This window comes from Nonomuraea sp. NPDC005501, from assembly GCF_040605905.1.
Taxonomy (GTDB): Bacteria; Actinomycetota; Actinomycetes; order Streptosporangiales; family Streptosporangiaceae; genus Nonomuraea.
Genome location: NZ_JBEXDT010000001.1, coordinates 1 through 19,335 on the forward strand (window position 1 = coordinate 1; position 19,335 = coordinate 19,335).

Below are 19,335 nucleotides of genomic sequence, written 5' to 3' on the forward strand. Positions count from 1 at the left end.
CCCGCCCTCGGCCCGGCCGGAGTCCAGGTCGCGCTCACCGGCGCCCCGGCCGCGGTCGTCGCGACCGCCGCCGCCCCGCCCGCGGTCGTCGCGGCCCCCCGTGGCGTCGTCGAAGTCGTCCTCGTCGTCGTCCTCGTACGGGGCCAGCGGACGCAGCACGCAGTACCAGATGCCGGCGGCGGCCACCACGAGCAGCGCCGCCGTGAAGAACCCCGGCACGGCGAAGCGCATCGCCCCCAGGACGGCCAGCGCGGACGGCACGACGACCAGCACCGCGTGGAGGTTGTCGGTGTCGTACTCGTCGCCGTTGCGCCAGCGCAGCGCGGCCACCACCAGCGCGCCCAGGAGGAGCGCCGCCACGACGGCGTGCGCGCCGAGGAGCAGCCCGTTGGGGATGAGTCCCCAGTGCGCGCCGCCCGCGGGCAGCACCTTGGTCATCTCGTCGCCGATGATCGGGTCGACGAGCAGGATGACGCCCGCCACGATCGTGAACGCGGTGCCGAACAGCCAGGCGGCGAACTTCGGCGGCACCTTCTCGGCCAGCAGCTGGACCAGGCCGACGGCGAGCCAGAGCGGCGCCAGCAGGGACCCGGTGAGCTGGTAGAGCTTGAAGGTGACGGTGCCGAAGCCCGTCAGGTAGCCGACGCCGATCCCGGCGAGTGAGAGGCAGAGCGCGACCGCCGCGACGGTCCAGGCGATCAGCCAGCCCTCGGCCTCCTCACGCAACCGGCGGACGAGGGCGCCCGTGGCGATCGCGGCGAGGAGCGCACCGGCGAAGGCTATGACAGCAACAAGGATCTCCATGGTGACTCCCATGCTGCCGGACTATGCCTCCCAGCCGGTAGCCGAAGAGGGAACGGGTCGGTCCACACGGTATCCGCCGATTACGGCAAGTCATGCCTGCTGCACCTGGATTGTGGATTTTGCAGTTGATTTCTAGAGTGTTCGAGCACGCCGCACCCCTTACCCGTAGGGATACCGGATGCCTGACTCGTGGCCGTTCGCCGAGCTGCTCTCACCAGCGGTCTCCGGCGCCGCCCGGACGTCCGAGCTCGCCGTACGCGAGGAGCTCCCCGACGACCTACGCCTGCTGGTGCTGCGCGCCAAGACTGGTGACACGGATGCTTTTGGCACGCTCTATGACCGTTACGTAGAGCTGGTCTACCGTTACATCTACTTCCGGGTGGGCTCCCACCCGCTCGCCGAGGACCTGACCAGCGAGACCTTCCTGCGCGCGTTACGCCGCATCGCCGACTACACCTGGCAGGGACGCGATTTCGGCGCCTGGCTCGTGACGATCGCCCGCAACCTGGTGACCGACCACTTCAAGTCGGGCCGCTACCGGCTGGAGATCCCGACGGGAGAGGTGATCGACGTCCCGCTCGACGGGGCGCACATCCCGGAGAACGCCGTGGTCACCGCCATCGTCAACGACCGGGTGCTGCGCGCGGTGCGCGATCTCGGACCGGAGCAGCAGGAGTGCGTGGTGCTGCGATTCCTGCACGGTCTGTCACTGGCGGAGACGGCGTTGATCATGGGGAAGAAGAGCGGAGCGATCAAAGCCCTGCAGTTCCGGGCGATCAAGGCTCTGGCGCGGGCCCTCCGTCATGACCTTGCGTAACCTCCCATTGCGTCACTTCGTTAGGCATTTGTCACGACTGAAGGTTTTTCGGGGGAGGTCAGGGAGCTGTCATGGGTAGGTCGCGCAGATCGCGCGAGCGCGTGGTGGGTCACCTCACCGAGCTGCGGGAACTCCAGCTCGGCGGCGGGCCGAGCGACGCGTTCCGCCACAGGCTGCGCGACGAGCTCCTCGCCGCCCGCGCCTCCACTCCTGCCACGGGTACCCCTGCCGGCGCGAACTCCCCGCGACACGCCCAGGGCTCCTGCTCCGGCTCCGCCCGGCGGCGCGGGCGGGCGCGGCCGTGGCTGTCGCAGCTGGCCACGCTGAGCCTGGCGGCCGGTCTGATGCTGTCCGCCTTCTCGACGTACCGATCGGTGCCCGGCGACACCCTCTACCCGCTCAAGCGCGCCGCCGAGAGCACGCTCGTGCGGCTCAGCGGCGACGACGTCGAGCGCGCCGAGCGCGAGCTCGACTCGGCCAAGGCCAGGGCGGAGGAGGTGTCCGAGCTGCTCGGCTCCTCCGCCGACGACGCCCTGGTCACCAGGACGCTCAGGGACATGGAGGAGTCCACCCGCTCCGGCATCAGCAGGCTCGAACGCGTCCGCCCGCGCTCACCGAAGATCAGGACGTTCGCCGAGAACCAGCGCGACATGGTGGAGCCCATGCTGGAGCGCATGGCCGACGACGATCACGACAAGGCCACCGGGTACCTCGACTACATCGAAGGGCTCGTGGCTCCGCCTGGGTAAGCTGAACGGCATGAGGCGGCTTATCCGACGACGGCACGAGGTGGAACCGGAGCTCGCCGGAGAGGCCGCGGCGGCGGCCGCCGTGACGACTCCCCCGGCCGATCCCGACCTGGAGGCGGCGGCCTTCTTCGACGTCGACAACACGATGATGCGCGGCGCCTCGATCTACCACTTCGCCCGGGGACTCGCGACGCGCGGCATGTTCACGACGTCCGACCTGTTCAAGTTCGCCGTGGGCCAGGCGGTGTTCCGCCTGCGCGGCAACGAGAACCCCGAGCACATCGCCGTGGCCCGCGAGACCGCCCTGGCCTTCGTCGCGGGGGCCAAGGTCGACGACGTCGTACGCCTCGGCGAGGAGATCTACGACGAGGTGATGGCCGACCGCATCTGGGGCGGCACCCGCGCGCTGGCGCAGAGCCACCTCGACGCGGGCCAGCGCGTCTGGCTGGTGACGGCCACCCCCGTCGAGCTGGCCAGGGTGATCGCCCAGCGACTCGGCCTGACCGGCGCGCTCGGCACCGTCGCCGAGACCGCCGACGGCGTCTACACCGGGCGGCTGGTCGGCGACCTGCTCCACGGCCCGGCCAAGGCCGAGGCGGTGCGGGCGCTGGCCCGCCGCGAGGGCCTCGACCTCACCCGGTGCACCGCCTACAGCGACTCGGCCAACGACCTGCCCATGCTGTCGCTGGTCGGCCGGGCGGTGGCCATCAACCCCGACACGGAGCTGCGCGAGCACGCCAAGAAGGTCGGCTGGCAGGTCAAGGACTTCCGCACCGGCCGCAAGGCGACGCTGACCGCGCTGCCCATCGCCGCGGGCGTGGGGGCGGTGGCGGGCGGCGTGGCCGCGGGCATCGCGCTGCGCAGGCACTACCGCCACCACCTGTAGGACACCGCCTGTAGGACACGGCTACCTGAACGTCTCGAAGAGCTGCTTCGCCTCCGGCTGCTTCCAGACGACCCGGTTGGGGTCCTTCGGGTCGGGCTGCCAGGGCACCGAGACGAGCATCGGCCGGCTCTTCTCCACGCTCCGTGCGATGTCCACCATGGTCTCCAGGCCCAGCCCCTCGTCCGTCTTGATCGACTTGGTGCTGACGGCCAGGAAGGCGCGGACCTTCCCGGGATCGGTCAGCGTCCTGCGGGCCTTGGCCAGCATCGCGATGAGCATCACGTGCTGCCGCTTGATCCGCTGGATGTCGGAGCCGTCGCCGTAGCGGCGCAGCCGGACGTAGCCCAGGGCCTGCTCGCCGTTCAGGAGGCTCTTCCCGGCGGGCAGCTTCAGCTTGGACGCCTTGTCGTCCACCGGCCGCGGCAGCGTGACCTCGACCCCGCCGAGGGCGTCCACGACGTCCTTGAACGCGTCGAAGTTCACTTCGGCCATGTGGTCGATCCGCACGTTCGTCAGCTTCTCCACGGCCTTCACCGTGCACGTCAGCCCGCCCTTGCTGAAGGCCGAGTTGATCATGTCGCGCCGGGCAGGCTGGGAGCCGCACGCCGGGAGCCGGACCATGGAGTCCCGCGGGATGCTGACAGCGGTGATCTTCTTCCGGTCGGCCGGCAGGTGCAGCAGGATGATCGTGTCGCTGCGCGCCCCCTTCTCCGCCCGGAATCGCGCGGAGCCGGCCCTGTCGTCGGTGCCGACGACCAGCACGTTGAGCGCGCCGGTCACCTTCGCCGGCCGGACGCCGGCCGGCGGGGGCACAGTCTGGTGGCCGCGCAGCACCACCGTGGGCACGGCGACCGCGGCGGCGGTGGCGACGGCGGCCAGGCCGGTCAGCAGCAGGCCGGTCCGGCGCCGTCGTGGCCTGGCCCGGGTCAGGCGGTTGCGCTGGCGCGCCAGCGTCGCGGGCGGCTCGTGCTCCAGCGCCGCGCCGAGGTCGCGGAGCAGCTTCAGGTCGTCCATCGTCACGCCTCCTCGTCGAGCAGCGGGTTCGTGTCGCCCAGCGCGGCGCGTACCTTCCGCCTGCCCCTGTTGAGGCGGGAGCGCACGGTGCCGATCGGGATGCCGAGGGCCTGAGCGGTCTCCTCGTACGAGAGATCGCCCCAGGCGATGAGCAGCAGCACGTCACGGTCCTTGGCGGGCAGCGCCGCCAGCGCGCTGGCCAGCTCGGGCCGTGACGCCTGCGCGGTGACGCCGGCCGCGACCCGGTCGGCGGGCGAGTCCACGCGGTCCTCGACGGGCGCCCGCAGCAGGGCCCGGTATCGGGCCGCCTCGCTGCGGTGATGGCGGGAGATGAGCTTGGTGAGAATGCCGAAGAGCCACGGCCTGGCGTCGGCGTAGGCCAGGTCGTAGCTCTTCCTGCGGGAGAAGGCGACCAGGAACGTCTCGCCGACGAGGTCCTCGGCGGGCTCGGGGCCGAGGCGTTTGGAGACGTACCGGTAGAGCATGCCGGAGTAGCGGTCGAACAGCTCGGCGAACGCCTCCGGTTGTGTCCAGGAGGCGCTGACGAGGTCGGCGTCAGGCCCCCTGGTGGCGGGTTGCGTGATCATCAACGCCCTTCTGCGGGGAAGTAGGTCGCAGATGTCTCGCCACAACCCGCCTTACGGGTTCACGACGCCGGGAGCCGGGTCACAGCTCCTTGAGGAATCCCCCGTCCACCGCGATCTCGGCGCCCGTCGTGCTGCCCGAGCGCGGCGACACGAGCAGCGCCACCGCGTCGGCGATCTCCTGCGGGTCGACCAGGCGGCCGGTGACCATCCTCATCATCTGGGGGGCCACGGTGGAGATGACGCTGTCCTTGTCGGCGCCGGCCATCCCGGCGATGACGTCGGCCGCGCCGCCCTCCTTGGTCCACCAGTCGGTGAGCACGGCGCCGGGCAGCACCGTGTTGACCCGGATGCCCTGCGGGCCGTACTCCTCGGACAGGGCCTTGCTCACGTGGTCGAGTGCCGCCTTGGCGGCGCCGTAGTCGACGTTCATCGCCGACGGTTGCTTGCCCATGGTGGAGGAGACGTTGACGATCGCGCCGCCGCCGCGCTCCAGGATGACCGGCACCGCCGCGCGGATCATCCGGACCGCCGCGTACAGGTTCAACTCGAACATCTCCCGCCAGGCGGCGTCGTCGGCCGCCAGGAAGCCGACGCGCGGCAGCGTGACGCCGGGCGGCGGGCCGCCGGCGTTGTTGACGAGGATGTCCACGCCGCCGAACTCCTCGACGGCGGCGGCCACGACCCGGGCGGGCGCCTGCGGGTCCATCAGGTCGGCGGCCACGTGGACCACCTTGTCGGGCAGGTCGCCGGTACGGGTCCGGGAGACGGCCACGACGTGCGCGCCCTCCTCGTGCAGGGTGCGGGCGACGGCCAGGCCGATGCCCTTGGACGCTCCGGTGACGACGGCCACGCGGCCGGAAAGCTGCAGATCCACGATGTTCCCTCGGGGTTCGGTGTCACTTACCTCCGGAGAACACCGGCCGGACCGGAGCGGTTGCGGTCGCGGTCGCGGTCAGAGGAACGGCGGGAAGGCGTGGCCGCGGCGCAGCCTCAGCTCGTTGAGCATCTGCTGGATGACCTCGCGCACGTGGTCGGTCAGCTCGAAGACCACCATGGGGTCGTCGGCGGCCGACGGGTCGTACTCGTCGGTGCGGATCGGCTCCCCGAACTCGATCATCCACTTCGACGGCAGCGGCACCAGCCCGAGCGGGCCCAGCAGCGGGAAGAACGGCGTGATCGGCAGGTAGGGCAGCCCGAGCAGCCGCGCCAGCGTGGGCAGGTCGCCGATCTTCGGGTAGATCTCCTCGGCCCCCACGATGGCGGTGGGCACGATCGGCACGCCCGCCCGGATGGCGGAGGCCACGAAGCCGCCCCTGCCGAACCGCTGCAGCTTGTAGCGGTCGGAATAGGGCTTGCCCACGCCCTTGAACCCCTCGGGGAACACCCCGACGAGCTCCCCCTTGCGCAGCAGCCGATCGGCGTCCTCGGGGCAGGCCAGGGTGTGGCCGGTCTTGCGCGACAGGTGCCCGAGCACGGGGAGCTGGTAGACCAGATCGGCGCCGAGCAGGCGCAACGGCCGGCCCGCCTCGTCGTGCAGTGCCACCTGCATCATGAGCGCGTCGAGCGGCAGCGTGCCGGAGTGGTTGGCGGCGACGAGCGCGCCGCCCTCGGCGGGCACGTTCTTCAGCTCGACGGTCTCGACCCGGAACCAGTGGCGGTACAGGGGCCTGATCAGCTCCAGCATCACCTTGTCGGTGAGCTCGGGGTCGTAGCCGAACTCGTCCACCTCGTACTCACCGGTGATGCGGCGGCGCAGGAAGGCCAGCGCCTGCGCGAGCGGTTCGGCCCGGTCCGACTGGTCGTAGGAGGGAGCCGAGGTGATCGGGATCACCCGCGCGTCCTCGTGGTCCGAAACGCTCACCTGCGGACACCTCCGAGCGGACGAAGCCCTCGCGACCGCAGGTAGTCGTCGAACGCCGCGCCGGTCGTGAACTTGGGCTTCCAGCCGAGCTCCGCCTCCAGCCGGGAGCAGTCGACCACGCGGCCATGACTCATCAGGCGCACCTGCTCGGGCGAGTAGTCGACCAGCCCGGCCCGGCGGGCCGCGTCGCCCAGCATGCGGAAGGCCGGTGCGAGCAGCGGCATCGACGCCCGGCCCGCGCGGCGCGCGCACTGCGACAGCAGCAGCACGCCTGCCCCGGCCACGTTGAACGTGCCGGGGTGGTCCTCCGTCGCCATCCGGCGCAGCACCTCGACCGCGTCGTCCTCGTGGACGAACTGCAGCCGCGGGTCGAAGCCGAACACCGTCGGCAGCACCGGCTGGGTGAAGTAGCGGGTCAGCGGCGAGTCGACGCCCGGACCCATGAAGTTGGCGAAACGCAGCAGCGACACCGTGATGTCGGGGCGACGGCGCGCGAATCCGCGCACGTAGCCCTCGACCTCGGCGGCGTCCTTGGCGTAGCCGTGGACCGGGCCGTCGTGGGGTTCCAGGTCCTCGGTGAAGACCGCGGGATCCCGGGGCGACGACCCGTAGACGGCCGTGGTGGAGCGCACCACGACACGCCGCACGGTGGCGGACCGCTGGCACGCGCCGAGCAGTTGCATGGCGCCGATGACGTTGTGCTCCTTCATCAGCGCCCGGCCGGTGGTGCGCGAGGGAGCGCTCACCAGGCTCATGTGCACGACGGTGTCGATGTCAGCGGCCGCGATCACCTGGGCGATGTCGGGGCTGCGCAGATCCACCCGGACGAACTCCGTCCGGCCGAGGGAGATGCCGCCGTCCCGCGTGAGGGAGGGGGGCGGCACGGTGTCGACTCCGATGACACGGCTGACGTCCGGGTCTGCAGCCAGGACGCTCGCCACCCGGGCGCCGATATGGCGCGAGACCCCGGTGACGAGCACGGTGTGGGTCATCAGCGCCTCGCAGCTGCGTGTGTCTTACTTCTTGTTACGCCGCTGGATGCGCGTCTTCTTGAGCAGCTTGCGGTGCTTCTTCTTGGCCATCCGCTTGCGGCGCTTCTTGATCACAGAGCCCACGGGACCCCCAGTGCTGGTAGCAAGTCTGAACGGTGTGCGAGCGCACACCGGCTCATACACTACCGGCGATCCACGGTAGATCGCCCCAAGGGGGGTAGAAGCCCGGCCGCGTGGCGCCGGCCAGGCCTCTCCCGCGTCGGCATTCGCGGTGTGATCACGGCGTGCCCCACACCGCTACTCCAGCATCAGCCTGCCTCGATGTAGGCCTCCCGCAGATAGTCATGGACCGCCTGCTCGGGCACTCTGAAGGACCGGCCTACTCGGATGGCCGGCAGCTCGCCGGAGTGCACCAGGCGGTACACGGTCATCTTGGACACCCGCATGACCGTGGCCACTTCCGCCACGGTCAGGAACTTCACCTCGCTGAGAGGTCTTTCGCTGCCTGCACCCATCGGACGCCTCTTCCGCACGTGTTTCCGGGTTATCCCCACTGGTGCCATTGCTCACGCACGTGTACTGCTGTCAGCGTAAGTCGCGACTCCGAGTCGGCAAACCCCCTAGTTTCTCAGTTCGCGGAGCCGCATGTCAGCCAGACCAGCGAAATCGCTGGCCAGCACCGTTGCCGAGCACCTCGCCTGGACCTTGGAACCATCCAACTTGTCACACATAGAGTCGCCCAGGGTGTGCCAAAAGTTGGCAAAGGGACAGCGAGCCTCTTGGAATGCAGGCGCGAAAAGACCGTATCGGGAGGGCCGAATTGAACTCAGAGGGCTCGTGAGACCAGAGTGACGAGCCTCTCGGTCAGCGGCGCGTAATAGCGCGGCAGCACGTTGTCATCGAGCGGGACCACCACGTCGATCTTGCCCTCGGCCTCGCCGACGAACAGGCCGGGGTCGTTGCTGTCGGCGAAGGCCACCGTCGGCACGCCCGCCTGCCCGGCGGCGCCGGCCCAGCCGTGGTCGGCGATGACGAGGTCCGGCGGGTTGTCGCCCAGCTCGGCGAGCATCCACTCCATCGGGGCCGCGTCGTGGGTGTGGACGAAGCCGCCCTTGTCGTCGAGCATCGCCACGTCGTCGAGGTAGCGCAGGCGCCGCGGCCGGCCGAAGCCCGACCCGGAGTACGTCCAGCCCTCGGCGGGCGTCAGCAGCGTCGCGCCGCGCTCGGCGGCGAAGCGGGCCAGCGGCAGGTGGACGGCCAGCAGGCCCGTGGGGTGGCCGGTGGCGAACAGCAGCCGCGGGCTCCCGTGCGACAGCGCCGTCGCGATGCGCTCGGCCATGGCGTCGAGCGCGTCGATCGTGAGCTCGGGGTCGATCGTGTCCTGTCCCCAGCGGTGCCCCGGGTCGGCGACCACGCCCGCGGACTTGGCCATCAGCTCCAGGACGTCCCTGAACGCCCAGGGCTGGTCACTGATCAGGCCCAGCATGTAGTACGGGTCACCGTTGGCCAGCGAGCTGTAGTGGTCGAGGTTGTTCTCGCGGGGGGTCGCGACATCGCCGGCGATGCGGGTGCGCACCAGATGCTCGCGGAGTTCGTCGCGGCTCAGCACTGCTCTTCCTCGTCAGGACAGGGGGCTCAGGGCATGGGATCGAGGCCGTGCAACGGGAAGACCGCTTTGCGGGTCGCCATGATGGCACGGTCTATGGGGTCTCCTGGGTCATAACCACCGGATAGGGGGCGAAATTCCGGATTGCGACCGTCTGTCATGGTAAGCGGCGGGGTCTCACCCGTGCGCTCCCGCGCCAGGCGCCGCCACTCCTCGCCGGTCGGCGTGGCAGGGTCGAGCGGGTGCCCCGCGACCTCGGCGATCAGATGCGTCCACGCCCGCGGCACCACCTGGACCAGCTCGTACCCGCCGCCGCCGGTGACGATCCACCGGCCGCCCGCCGTCTCGTGGGCCAGGCGGTGCAGCGCGGCGTAGGCCGTGCGCTGCCCGTCGATGCTGAGCATGAGGTTGGCCAGCGGGTCGAGGGCGTGGCTGTCGCAGCCGTGCTGGGTGACGAGGATCTCCGGCCGGAACTCGCGCAGCAGCGGCGGCACGACCGCGTCGAACGCCCGCAGCCAGCCGGTGTCGCCGCAGCCTGCCGGGAGCGCCACGTTGACGGCCGTGCCCTCGGCGCCGGTCTCCTCGGCGAAGCCCGTGCCGGGGAAGAGGGTGCGCGGGCTCTCGTGCAGGCTGATCGTCAGCACGCGGGGGTCGTCGTAGAAGGCCGCCTGGACGCCGTCGCCGTGGTGGACGTCGACGTCCACGTACGCGACGCGGGTGGCGCCCTGCCTCAGCAGCCAGGCGATGGCCAGCGCCGGGTCGTTGTAGACGCAGAAGCCGCTGGCCGTGGCGGCCATCGCGTGGTGCAGGCCGCCCGCCACGTTGACCGCGTGCTCGGCCGTGCCCTCCCAGACCGCGCGGGCGGCTGCCAGCGAGGCGCCGGCGATGAGCGCGGACGCCTCGTGGACGCCCGCGAAGGCGGGGTTGTCGGCCGTGCCGAGCCCCGCCGACAGGTCGGGCGCGCCGGTGGCCGACACCCGCTTGACCGCCTCGATGTAGCCGCGGTCATGGACCATGGCCAGCTCGTCGTCACCGGCGGGCTCGCACCCGGCCACCTCCACCTTGTCGAGCACGCCGAGCTCGCGGGCCAGCGCCATCGTCAGCTCGACCCGGACGGGCGCCAGCGGATGGCTCGGCCCGAAGTTGTATGAGGTGAGAGCGTCGTCCCAGATGACCCGTGCTGTCCGACTCATAGCTCTCCCGTTTCCTCGCCTTGGGGCGACGTTACCGCAGCGTCAACGGGGGCCGCCCACGCGGTGGCCTCCGTTGATCAAGGTGAAACACAGCACGTCCGGACACGAGTCCGCATACCCATGCATATGCCGCAATAAGGTCAGGTCATGGCTCTCCCCCGGCCGACGGCCCGGCGCGCCGCGGCCGTGTGGCGCTTCCTCAGGCGGCCGCCCGTCCTCGACGCCGCTCTGGTGCTCGCGCTCGTCGCCGCGGCCTGTCTGGGCCTGGTGGCGGTGCTCCTGCAGGGTGATCGCGAGGCGGCCGCGGGCGCCGCGCACTTCATGATCACCACGGTCCCCCTCCTCGTACGGCGCCGCCACCCGGTCGCCGCCGCCGCCCTGGTCGCCGCGCTCGACCTGATGGGCCTGGCGACCGGCGTCATCGAAGGCGCCAACGCGTCCGTGGTGATCGCCCTTTACAGCGTCGGCCGCTACACCGGGGGCAGGCCGGCCGTCCTCGTCACCACCGCGGCCACGATCGTCTACAACGTCGCCGGCGCGATCGCCGTGGACGGGCCCAGCACCGTGCTGCCCACCGCTCTCCTGTTCTTCGCGTCCATGGGGGTGGGGCAGTTCGTCCGCGTCCGCGCCCAGCTCAGGGAGCGCGATCAGACGGAGGCGGCCGAGGCCGCGGTCCGCGCCGAGCGGCGGCGCATCGCCCGCGAGCTGCACGACGTCGTCGCACACCACCTCAGCGTCATCAACGCCCTGGTCGGCGGCGCCCGGGCGACGCTACCGCCAGGCCACGACGTCACCCGCGACGCCCTGTCGAGCGCCGAGGGCACCGCCCGCCAGGCGCTCGCCGAGATGCGCCAGCTCCTGTACGTGCTGCGGGCCGACGGAGACGGCTCCGACGCCGCCACGGGCGTCGGCGCGGACCGCCTCCCCGCGCTCGTCGAGGAGGCCCGCACCGCCGGGCTCCCCGCCGAGCTGACCGTGATCGGCACGGCCGTGCCCCTGCCGGCGGCCGTGGACCACGCCGTCTACCGCATCGTCCAGGAGGCGCTGACCAACACCCGCAAGCACGCGCCGGGCGCGCGGGCCCGGGCGCTGCTCGCGTACGAGCCGGACGCGGTCGAGGTGGAGGTCCTCGACGACGGCGCCGCCGGCGCGCAGACGGACAGGCCGCCGGGGTTCGGGCTCGGCGGCATGGCCGAGCGCGTGGCGCTGTGCGGCGGCGAGTTGCGCGCGGGCCACCGGCCGGAAGGCGGCTTCCGGGTGCACGCGCGCATCCCCCTGGAGATCCCCGTGGAGCAGGCATGATCACGGTGTTGCTGGCGGACGACCACGCGCTGGTGCGCAAGGGCTTCCGGCTCATGCTCGACGCCCAGCCGGACATGACCGTCGTCGGCGAGGCGGCCGACGGCGAGGAGGCGGTCGAGCGGAGCAGGCGGCTTCGCCCTGACGTGGTGCTGATGGACCTGCACATGCCGGGCCTCGACGGGGTGCGCGCCACCGAGCTCATCACGGCCGAGCTGCCCGGCGTGCGGGTGCTCGCGCTCAGCACGTTCGACCTCGACGAGAACGTGGTGGCCGCGTTGCGGGCCAGCGCCAACGGATTCCTGCCCAAGGACGTCTCACCGGAGGAGCTGGTGGAGGGCGTGCGCGTGGTCCACCGGGGCGAGTCGGCCGTGGCGCCGAGACTGCTGACCCGCCTCATCGGCACGTTCGTCCGGGCCGCGCGCCCCCGCCGCCCGGGCCGGCGCTCCACCCTGCGCGGGCTGACCGAGCGGGAGCGCGAGATCCTCGTGCTGATCGGCCGGGGCCGCTCCAACGGCGAGATCGCCGCCGAGCTGGGCGTCTCCCCCTCGACCGTGAAGAACCACGTGACGAGCCTGTTCGGCAAGCTCGGCGTCAGGGACCGGGCCCAGGCGGTGATCGTGGCCTACGAGTCAGGGGCGATCACCCCAGGAGAGTAGGACCGCGCTCCCAGAGGCCCCGCCCGCGAACGGTCCTCCCGCAGGAGGTCCGCCCGCCGCCGCGCGGCCAGGCTGGACACATGACCGCGATAACCGCGACGAACCTGACCAAGAGCTACGGCCGGACCGTCGCCGTGGCCGGCCTCTCCTTCGACGTCAGACCCGGCCACGTGACCGGCTTCCTCGGGCCGAACGGCGCCGGCAAGTCCACGACCATGCGCATGATCCTCGGCCTCGACCGCCCCACCGGCGGCTCGGTGCTCGTCGACGGCACGCCGTACCGGGAGCTGCGGCACCCGCTGCGCAAGGTGGGCGCGCTGCTCGACGCCAAGGCCGTGCACGGCGGGCGCAGCGCGCGCGACCACCTGCTGGCCATCGCGCAGGCCAACGCGATCCCCGCGAGCAGGGTCGGTGAGGTGCTGGAGACCGTCGGCCTGCGCGAGGTCGCCAGAAGGCGCGTCGGCGGCTTCTCCCTCGGGATGTCACAGCGGCTCGGCATCGCCGCCGCGCTCCTCGGCGACCCCGAGATCCTCATCTTCGACGAGCCGGTCAACGGGCTCGACCCCGACGGGATCCTGTGGATCCGCACGTTCATGCGCGACCTGGCCGCCGAGGGGCGCACGGTGTTCGTCTCCAGCCACCTCATGAGCGAGATGGCGCAGACCGCCGACCACCTCGTCGTGATCGGCAGGGGCCGGCTGATCGCCGACACGAGCATGACGGAGTTCATCGGCCGCAGCTCCCAGGCGTACGTCCGGGTGCGCTCGCCGCGCCTGGCCGAGGTGGCCGAACTGGTCAAGGTCGGCAGCCTGTACGCCGACCACCTGCGCGTGACGGCGATGTCGCCGCTGGAGATCGGCGCCCTCACCGCCCGGGCCGGCCTGCCGCTGGAGGAGCTGACCCACGTGCAGCCCTCGCTGGAGGCGGCCTACATGGAGCTCACCAAGGACAGCCTGGAGTACTCGTCATGATCGACATCATCCGCTCCGAATGGACCAAGATCCGATCGGTCCGCTCGACGGTGTGGACCCTGGCCGTCACCGCCGTGCTGATGCTGGGCCTGTCCGCCCTCTTGAGCGCCTCGGCCAGGAACGCGGCCGAGGGTCCGATCCCGGGTGAGCAGGCGATCATGCTGAGCCTGACCGGCCTCATGCTGGCGTCGCTGTCCATGGCCACCCTGGGTGTGCTGGTGATCTCCAGCGAGTACCGCACCGGGGGCATCCGCACCTCGTTCATGGCCGTGCCGCGGCGCATGAGCCTGCTGACCGGAAAGATCACGACGTTCGTCGCGATCTCGCTGGTCGTCTGCACCGTCGCCTCGGCCGGCGCGATCGGCGTGGGCGTGGCCATCTCCCAGCCGCCGTCGATCGAGATGGGCGACGTGGCGCGGTCCGCGCTCGGGTCCGGTCTCTACCTGACCGCCTGCGGGCTGTTCGGGCTGGGACTGGGCACGCTGGTCAGGCACACGCCGGGCGCGATCGTGTCGGCCATCGCGCTGATCCTGGTGCTGCCCTCGCTGGCGAACCAGCTTCCTGGCGAGTGGGGGCGGACCGTGGCCGCACACTTCACCACGAACGCCGGCCTGCTCGTCGTGTCCGGCGCGGGCAACGGCTCCCTGAGCTCGTGGAGCGGGTTCGCCGTCTACCTCGGCTGGATCGCCGTCACGCTGGCCGTCGCGGCCGTCCTGATGCACCGCCGCGACGCCTGACCCACCAGGCGGCCTCCTCGGCGTACCCGGCCTCGGCCGGCGGGTGCGCGGAGGCCGGGTCGCGGCGGTGTCAGCCGGAGGCCAGCTCGCGGCCGCGGTCGCGGGCGGCCTCGATGGCGGCCAGGAACGCGGCCCGCACGCTGTGCCGTTCGAGCTCGGCGATCGCGGCGATGGTGGTGCCGCCCGGCGAGGTCACCGCCTCGCGCAGGATCACCGGGTGCTCGCCCGAGTCGCGCAGCATCACGGCCGCGCCCACGATGGACTGGGTCACCATGTCGAGCGCGGCGGCCCGCGGCATGCCGAGCAGGATGCCCGCGTCGACCATGGCCTCGACCAGGTAGAAGAAGTAGGCGGGCCCGGAGCCCGACAGGGCGGTCGCGGCGTCCTGCTGCGCCTCGGGGATGCGCAGCACCTTGCCGACCGGCTTGAGCAGGTCCTCGGTGTGCCGCAGGTGCTCCTCGCCCGCGTGGGCGCCGGCCGAGATGACGCTCATCGCCTCGTCGAAGCGGATCGGCGTGTTGGACATGACGCGCACCACCGGCACCTCGACGTCGAGCCGCTGCTCGACGAACGCGGTGGTGATGCCGGCCGCCGCGGTGATCACCAGCCGGTCGGCCGGGACGTGCGGGGCGATCTCGGCCAGCAGCGTGGCCATGTCCTGCGGCTTGACGGCCAGGACCAGCGTCTCGGCGACCTTGGCCGCCTCGGAGTTGGACAGCGTCCGCACGCCGTACGTCTCGCGCAGCACGCGCGCCCGCTCGGGCCTGCGCGTGGTGGCCACGATGTCGTCCGGCTGGCGCCCCGCCCGCAACAGCCCGGACAGCAGGGCCTCGCCCATCTTGCCGGTGCCCAGAATCGCGATCACGTCGCACCTCCCGCGAGCAGCCTACCCGGCGCCCCGCCGGCCGCCCGCACGCCGGGTCTCCGCCCGGCGGCGACCCGGCGGGAACCGCTCAGCGGCGGCCGAGCAGGGAGCGCAGGAAGAAGGCGAGGTTGCGGGGACGCTCGGCCAGGCGGCGCATCAGGTACGGGTACCAGTCGGAGCCGTACGGCACGTAGACGCGCATCTGGGCGCCGAGCCGGGCCAGCCGGTCCTGCTCGCGGGGCCGCACGCCGTACAGCATCTGGAACTCGAACCCGGAGTGGTCGCGGCCGTGCAGCACGGCGAGCGCCGAGGCGATCTCCACCAGCCGGGGGTCGTGCGTGGCGACCATGGGGTAGCCGGCGCCGGCCATGAGAACCTTGAGGCATCGCACGTACGCGCGGTCGATGTCGGCCGGCGCGGTGAGCGCCCCCGGCGCGCTGTAGGCGCCCTTGCACAGCCGCACCCGGACTCCCTCGGACTCGGCCAGCCTGGCGCAGCGCTCCACGGCGCCGGGAAGGTACGACTGGACGACCACGCCGACCGTGGGCTGCTCCTTGAGCAGGGTGGCGTGGACCGAGTGCAGCTTGCCGATCGTGTCGTGCTCCTCGGCGTCGAGGGTGACCGTGATGCCGCGGGCGGCGGCGTGCTCACAGATCGTGGCGGCGTTGTCGAGCGCGAGCTGCTCCGACAGGCGCAGGCCCAGCGCGGTGAGCTTGACCGACACGTCGGCGCCCTCGGGCAGCTGGGTGAGCAGGGCCAGGTAGGCCTGCACCTCGCGCTCGGCCTGGGCCGGGTCGGCGACCTCCTCGCCCAGGTGGTCGGCGCTGACGAGCAGACCCTCGCGGGTGAGCCCGGAGACGACGTCCCGCACGTCGCCGGCGACGTAGCGGCTGACCACGTCCCTGGTCAGCGGCGAGGTGGACACGACCCGCTCGACGCGGTCGCTCCTGGAAGCTGCGAGCAGCACCTGACGAAGCACGTCCCCAACCCTAGCCCGATGCCCCCGCCCCGCGGCGGATCGCCGTCCGCCCCGGTGCGCGATCCGCTCACGCCCCTTGAACCGGGCGGGCGTGCCGTCCGTCGTAGGGGTATGCGGACCTTGAAAGCGACTCTTCTGGCCGGATCTGTCGTGCTCGCGATGGGATGCGGCACGGCGACGCCCGCCGGGCAGGCCGGACCGCCCTCCCGAGGGCAGGCCGCCTCTCCCGCTCCACACATCCCCGTCTCCGTCCCCGCGGCGACGACCCCGCCCAAGGGTCCCCAGCCGGTCAAGCCCACGGGCGACGCGGTGAACGTGCGCAAGGTGCCCTGGCAGACGGCCCGGGCCGTCCCCAAGAGCCGCATGATCCGGCTCGTGTGGTCGTCCGGCGTGGAGCCCTGCACGGTGCTGGACCGGGTCAAGGTCAAGGAGACCGCGAAGACCGTGACCGTCACCCTGTACGAGGGCGCCTCCCCCAAGGCGAAGAACGTGGCCTGCATCATGATCGCCATCGAGAAGACCACGACCGTCAAGCTCAAGGCCCCGCTCGGCAAGCGCAAGCTCGTGGACGGCGCCAAGCACTGACCCCAGCGGCCCCGCGACCCCTGCCAGGCCCCGCCCCGGTACGGACATCCGTGCCGGGGCACTTTCTTGGAGGAATGTGCGTTCTGTCGGAATGCCGGGCGAGTCATCTAGGTTGAGTCCGGTAGGCTCAAGTCGTTTGACAAAGCCTCCCGGCATTCGTAGCTTGAGTCTGACCGACTCAACTTTGACCACAAGGACGTACTCATGGCACGTGCGGTAGGTATCGACCTTGGGACGACCAACTCCGTCGTCTCGATCCTCGAGGGCGGTGAGCCCACCGTCATCGCCAACGCGCAGGGCTCGCGGACCACGCCGTCCGTGGTCGCCTTCGCGAAGAACGGCGAAGTCCTGGTCGGCGAGGTCGCCAAGCGCCAGGCCGTCACCAACGTGGACCGCACCATCCGCTCCGTCAAGCGCGAGATGGGCACCAACTGGTCCCAGGAGATCGACGGCAAGAAGTTCTCCCCGCAGCAGATCAGCGCCTTCGTCCTGCAGAAGCTCAAGCAGGACGCCGAGGCGTACCTGGGCGAGAAGATCACCGACGCGGTGGTCACCGTCCCCGCGTACTTCAACGACGCCCAGCGGCAGGCCACCAAGGAGGCCGGCACGGTCGCGGGCCTTAACGTGCTGCGCATCATCAACGAGCCCACCGCCGCGGCCCTCGCGTACGGGCTCGACAAGGAGCAGGACCAGACGATCCTGGTCTTCGACCTCGGCGGCGGCACCTTCGACGTGTCCCTGCTCGACGTCGGTCAGGAGGACGGCCACGGCTTCGTCGAGGTGAAGGCCACCTCCGGTGACAACCACCTCGGTGGCGACGACTGGGACCAGCGCGTCGTCGACGAGCTCGTCAAGCGCTTCCAGAACGCCCACGGCGTCGATCTGTCCAAGGACAAGATGGCTCTGCAGCGCCTGCGCGAGGCCGCGGAGAAGGCGAAGATCGAGCTGTCCAGCCAGTCCGAGACCAGCATCAACCTGCCCTACATCACGGCCTCCTCCGAGGGCCCGCTGCACCTCGACGAGAAGCTGACCCGCGCCGAGTTCCAGCGGCTGACCGCCGACCTGCTCGAGCGGACCAAGGGCCCGTTCCACCAGGTCATCAAGGACGCCGGCATCAAGGTCTCCGACATCGCCCACGTGGTGCTCGTCGGCGGCTCGACCCGCATGCCCGCGGTCACCGAGCTGGTCAGGGAGCTGACCGGCGGCAAGGAGCCCAACAAGGGCGTCAACCCGGACGAGGTCGTCGCCATCGGCGCCGCCCTGCAGGCCGGCGTGCTCAAGGGCGAGGTCAAGGACGTCCTGCTGCTCGACGTGACCCCGCTGTCGCTGGGCATCGAGACCAAGGGCGGCATCTTCACCAAGATCATCGAGCGCAACACCACGATCCCGACCAAGCGCTCCGAGGTCTTCACCACGGCCGAGGACAACCAGCCGTCGGTGCAGATCCAGGTGTTCCAGGGTGAGCGCGAGATCGCCTCGTACAACAAGAAGCTCGCCACGTTCGAGCTGACCGGCATCGCCCCGGCGCCGCGCGGCATCCCGCAGATCGAGGTCACCTTCGACATCGACGCCAACGGCATCGTCAACGTCTCCGCCAAGGACCTGGGCACGGGCAAGGAGCAGTCGATGACGATCACCGGCGGCTCCGCGCTGCCGAAGGACGACATCGAGCGGATGATGCGCGAGGCCGAGTCGTACGCCGAGGAGGACAAGAAGCGCCGCGAGGAGGCCGAGGTCCGCAACAACGCGGACGGGCTCGCCTACCAGACGGAGAAGTTCCTCCGCGAGAACGACGACAAGGTCCCGGGCGACATCAAGACCGAGGTCAACGACGCGCTCGGCGAGCTGAAGAAGGCCCTGGAGGGCACGGACACCGACACGATCCGCACCTCCGCCGAGAAGCTCGCCACCGTCAGCCAGAAGATGGGCTCGGCGATCTACGCCCAGAGCCAGCAGCAGGCCGGCGGCGAGGGCGCCCCGCAGGGGGCCGCGCCCGGCGACGGCCAGCAGCAGAAGGCCGACGACGACGTGGTCGAGGCCGAGATCGTTGACGACGACCAGCCGAAGAAGGACCAGTGATGCCGCCGCGTGACAACGGGCACGAGCACGGTGAGCCGGTGATCCGCGACAACCGCAAGATCGACCCGGAGACGGGGCTGCCACGCGTCAGCTCGGAGGGGGCCGAGGCCCGTTCCGAGCAGGCGCCGGCCCCCGACCAGGCCGGGACGACGACCGACGGCGAGCTGGAGGCCCAGCTCGCCGAGCGGACCGCCGACCTCCAGCGGCTCCAGGCCGAGTACACCAACTACCGCAGGCGCGTCGAGCGTGACCGCGTCGCGGTGCGCGAGCAGGCCGTCGCGGGGGCGCTCATGGAGCTGCTGCCCGTGCTCGACGACATCGGCCGGGCCCGCGACCACGGCGAGCTGACGGGTGGCTTCGCGAAGGTGGCGGAGTCCCTGGAGGCGGCGGTCACCAAGCTCGGGCTGAGCGCGTTCGGCCAGAAGGGCGAGCCGTTCGACCCGATGGTCCACGAGGCGCTGATGCACAGCTACTCGCCGGACGTGACCGAGCCGACCGCGGTCGAGGTCCTGCAGTCCGGCTACCGGATGGGCGAGCGGGTGCTGCGCCCGGCCCGGGTGGCTGTGGCCGAGCCCGAGGACGCTCCCCCGGCGTCCGGCGACATCGCCGACTGACTCCGGCGACGACAACTCCACGAACATGGACGAAGGGC

At 71.3% G+C, this 19,335-nt stretch carries 21 protein-coding genes and 1 pseudogene; 10 read left to right on the forward strand and 12 right to left on the reverse strand.

The window, feature by feature from the left end; all coding sequences use genetic code 11:
• Positions 1–804, reverse strand: a pseudogene (locus ABZS51_RS00005) (hypothetical protein); the annotation flags it as partial.
• A gap of 178 nt (positions 805–982) precedes the next feature.
• Here ABZS51_RS00005 and ABZS51_RS00010 point away from each other — a divergent pair.
• The 3 genes from ABZS51_RS00010 (at position 983) to ABZS51_RS00020 (ending at position 3,256) form a co-directional block, all read left to right on the forward strand.
• Complete coding sequence (locus tag ABZS51_RS00010) at positions 983–1,621, forward strand: sigma-70 family RNA polymerase sigma factor (protein ID WP_310707268.1); 639 nt, start codon at positions 983–985, stop codon at positions 1,619–1,621.
• Positions 1,622–1,692: 71 nt separating this feature from the next.
• Entirely contained in the window at positions 1,693–2,370 is a 678-nt protein-coding gene (locus tag ABZS51_RS00015) for a DUF5667 domain-containing protein (protein WP_355434040.1), read from the forward strand.
• A gap of 10 nt (positions 2,371–2,380) precedes the next feature.
• Positions 2,381–3,256, forward strand: a complete 876-nt coding sequence (locus ABZS51_RS00020) for an HAD-IB family hydrolase (RefSeq protein WP_310707270.1) — start codon at positions 2,381–2,383, stop codon at positions 3,254–3,256.
• Between the two features lie 21 nt (positions 3,257–3,277).
• On the opposite strand, the gene ABZS51_RS00025 is transcribed toward ABZS51_RS00020, so the two are convergent.
• From ABZS51_RS00025 to ABZS51_RS00065, 9 genes are all read right to left on the reverse strand, one after another.
• Positions 3,278–4,270, reverse strand: a complete 993-nt coding sequence (locus ABZS51_RS00025; protein WP_355434043.1) for an LCP family protein — start codon at positions 4,268–4,270, stop codon at positions 3,278–3,280.
• Between the two features lie 2 nt (positions 4,271–4,272).
• On the reverse strand, positions 4,273–4,857 hold the full coding sequence (locus ABZS51_RS00030) for an RNA polymerase sigma factor (protein WP_355434045.1): 585 nt from the start codon (positions 4,855–4,857) through the stop codon (positions 4,273–4,275).
• A gap of 79 nt (positions 4,858–4,936) precedes the next feature.
• Positions 4,937–5,731, reverse strand: coding sequence for an SDR family oxidoreductase (locus tag ABZS51_RS00035; protein ID WP_355434048.1), 795 nt, complete (start codon positions 5,729–5,731; stop codon positions 4,937–4,939).
• A 78-nt stretch (positions 5,732–5,809) separates the two neighbouring features.
• Positions 5,810–6,718 (reverse strand): lysophospholipid acyltransferase family protein, encoded by a 909-nt coding sequence (locus ABZS51_RS00040; RefSeq protein ID WP_355434051.1) that lies wholly within the window; start codon positions 6,716–6,718, stop codon positions 5,810–5,812.
• Positions 6,715–7,710 (reverse strand): NAD-dependent epimerase/dehydratase family protein, encoded by a 996-nt coding sequence (locus ABZS51_RS00045; RefSeq protein WP_355434054.1) that lies wholly within the window; start codon positions 7,708–7,710, stop codon positions 6,715–6,717. The genes ABZS51_RS00040 and ABZS51_RS00045 overlap by 4 nt, the downstream gene beginning before the upstream one ends.
• A gap of 24 nt (positions 7,711–7,734) precedes the next feature.
• A complete protein-coding gene (locus ABZS51_RS00050) occupies positions 7,735–7,833 on the reverse strand; it encodes an AURKAIP1/COX24 domain-containing protein (RefSeq protein ID WP_018654693.1) in 99 nt (32 codons plus the stop codon).
• 185 nt (positions 7,834–8,018) lie between these two features.
• Positions 8,019–8,225, reverse strand: coding sequence for a helix-turn-helix domain-containing protein (locus tag ABZS51_RS00055; RefSeq protein WP_310707275.1), 207 nt, complete (start codon positions 8,223–8,225; stop codon positions 8,019–8,021).
• 311 nt (positions 8,226–8,536) lie between these two features.
• Positions 8,537–9,319 (reverse strand): phosphatase, encoded by a 783-nt coding sequence (locus ABZS51_RS00060; RefSeq protein ID WP_355434057.1) that lies wholly within the window; start codon positions 9,317–9,319, stop codon positions 8,537–8,539.
• 26 nt (positions 9,320–9,345) lie between these two features.
• Entirely contained in the window at positions 9,346–10,509 is a 1,164-nt protein-coding gene (locus tag ABZS51_RS00065) for an acetoin utilization protein AcuC (RefSeq protein ID WP_355434059.1), read from the reverse strand.
• Between the two features lie 147 nt (positions 10,510–10,656).
• Between ABZS51_RS00065 and ABZS51_RS00070 the strand changes: the two genes are divergently transcribed.
• The 4 genes from ABZS51_RS00070 to ABZS51_RS00085 all read left to right on the forward strand — a co-directional run bounded on the left by ABZS51_RS00070 (position 10,657) and on the right by ABZS51_RS00085 (position 14,175).
• On the forward strand, positions 10,657–11,811 hold the full coding sequence (locus ABZS51_RS00070) for a histidine kinase (protein WP_355434062.1): 1,155 nt from the start codon (positions 10,657–10,659) through the stop codon (positions 11,809–11,811).
• Entirely contained in the window at positions 11,808–12,467 is a 660-nt protein-coding gene (locus tag ABZS51_RS00075; protein WP_355434065.1) for a response regulator transcription factor, read from the forward strand. Before ABZS51_RS00070 ends, ABZS51_RS00075 begins: the two co-directional genes overlap by 4 nt.
• An 80-nt stretch (positions 12,468–12,547) precedes the next feature.
• Complete coding sequence (locus ABZS51_RS00080) at positions 12,548–13,438, forward strand: ABC transporter ATP-binding protein (RefSeq protein ID WP_355434068.1); 891 nt, start codon at positions 12,548–12,550, stop codon at positions 13,436–13,438.
• Entirely contained in the window at positions 13,435–14,175 is a 741-nt protein-coding gene (locus tag ABZS51_RS00085; RefSeq protein ID WP_355434071.1) for an ABC transporter permease subunit, read from the forward strand. The genes ABZS51_RS00080 and ABZS51_RS00085 overlap by 4 nt, the downstream gene beginning before the upstream one ends.
• Before the next feature lie 70 nt (positions 14,176–14,245).
• Here the strand turns inward: ABZS51_RS00085 and proC are convergent, their stop codons facing one another.
• Both proC and ABZS51_RS00095 read right to left on the reverse strand, forming a co-directional pair.
• On the reverse strand, positions 14,246–15,040 hold the full coding sequence (gene proC / locus ABZS51_RS00090; RefSeq protein ID WP_310707282.1) for a pyrroline-5-carboxylate reductase: 795 nt from the start codon (positions 15,038–15,040) through the stop codon (positions 14,246–14,248).
• Positions 15,041–15,128: 88 nt separating this feature from the next.
• Positions 15,129–16,019 (reverse strand): proline dehydrogenase family protein, encoded by an 891-nt coding sequence (locus ABZS51_RS00095; protein ID WP_355434074.1) that lies wholly within the window; start codon positions 16,017–16,019, stop codon positions 15,129–15,131.
• A 120-nt stretch (positions 16,020–16,139) separates the two neighbouring features.
• Here ABZS51_RS00095 and ABZS51_RS00100 point away from each other — a divergent pair, with 120 nt between their 5' ends.
• From ABZS51_RS00100 to grpE, 3 genes are all read left to right on the forward strand, one after another.
• Positions 16,140–16,604 carry a hypothetical protein gene (locus ABZS51_RS00100; protein ID WP_355434077.1) on the forward strand — a complete coding sequence of 155 codons (465 nt, stop codon included), beginning with the start codon at positions 16,140–16,142 and terminating at the stop codon, positions 16,602–16,604.
• A gap of 204 nt (positions 16,605–16,808) precedes the next feature.
• A complete protein-coding gene (gene dnaK / locus ABZS51_RS00105; protein WP_355434080.1) occupies positions 16,809–18,683 on the forward strand; it encodes a molecular chaperone DnaK in 1,875 nt (624 codons plus the stop codon).
• The gene (gene grpE, locus ABZS51_RS00110) at positions 18,683–19,297 is read left to right on the forward strand and encodes a nucleotide exchange factor GrpE (RefSeq protein ID WP_355434083.1); all 615 of its coding nucleotides are present in this window, start codon (positions 18,683–18,685) and stop codon (positions 19,295–19,297) included. The genes dnaK and grpE overlap by 1 nt, the downstream gene beginning before the upstream one ends.
• Positions 19,298–19,335 lie beyond the last annotated feature (38 nt).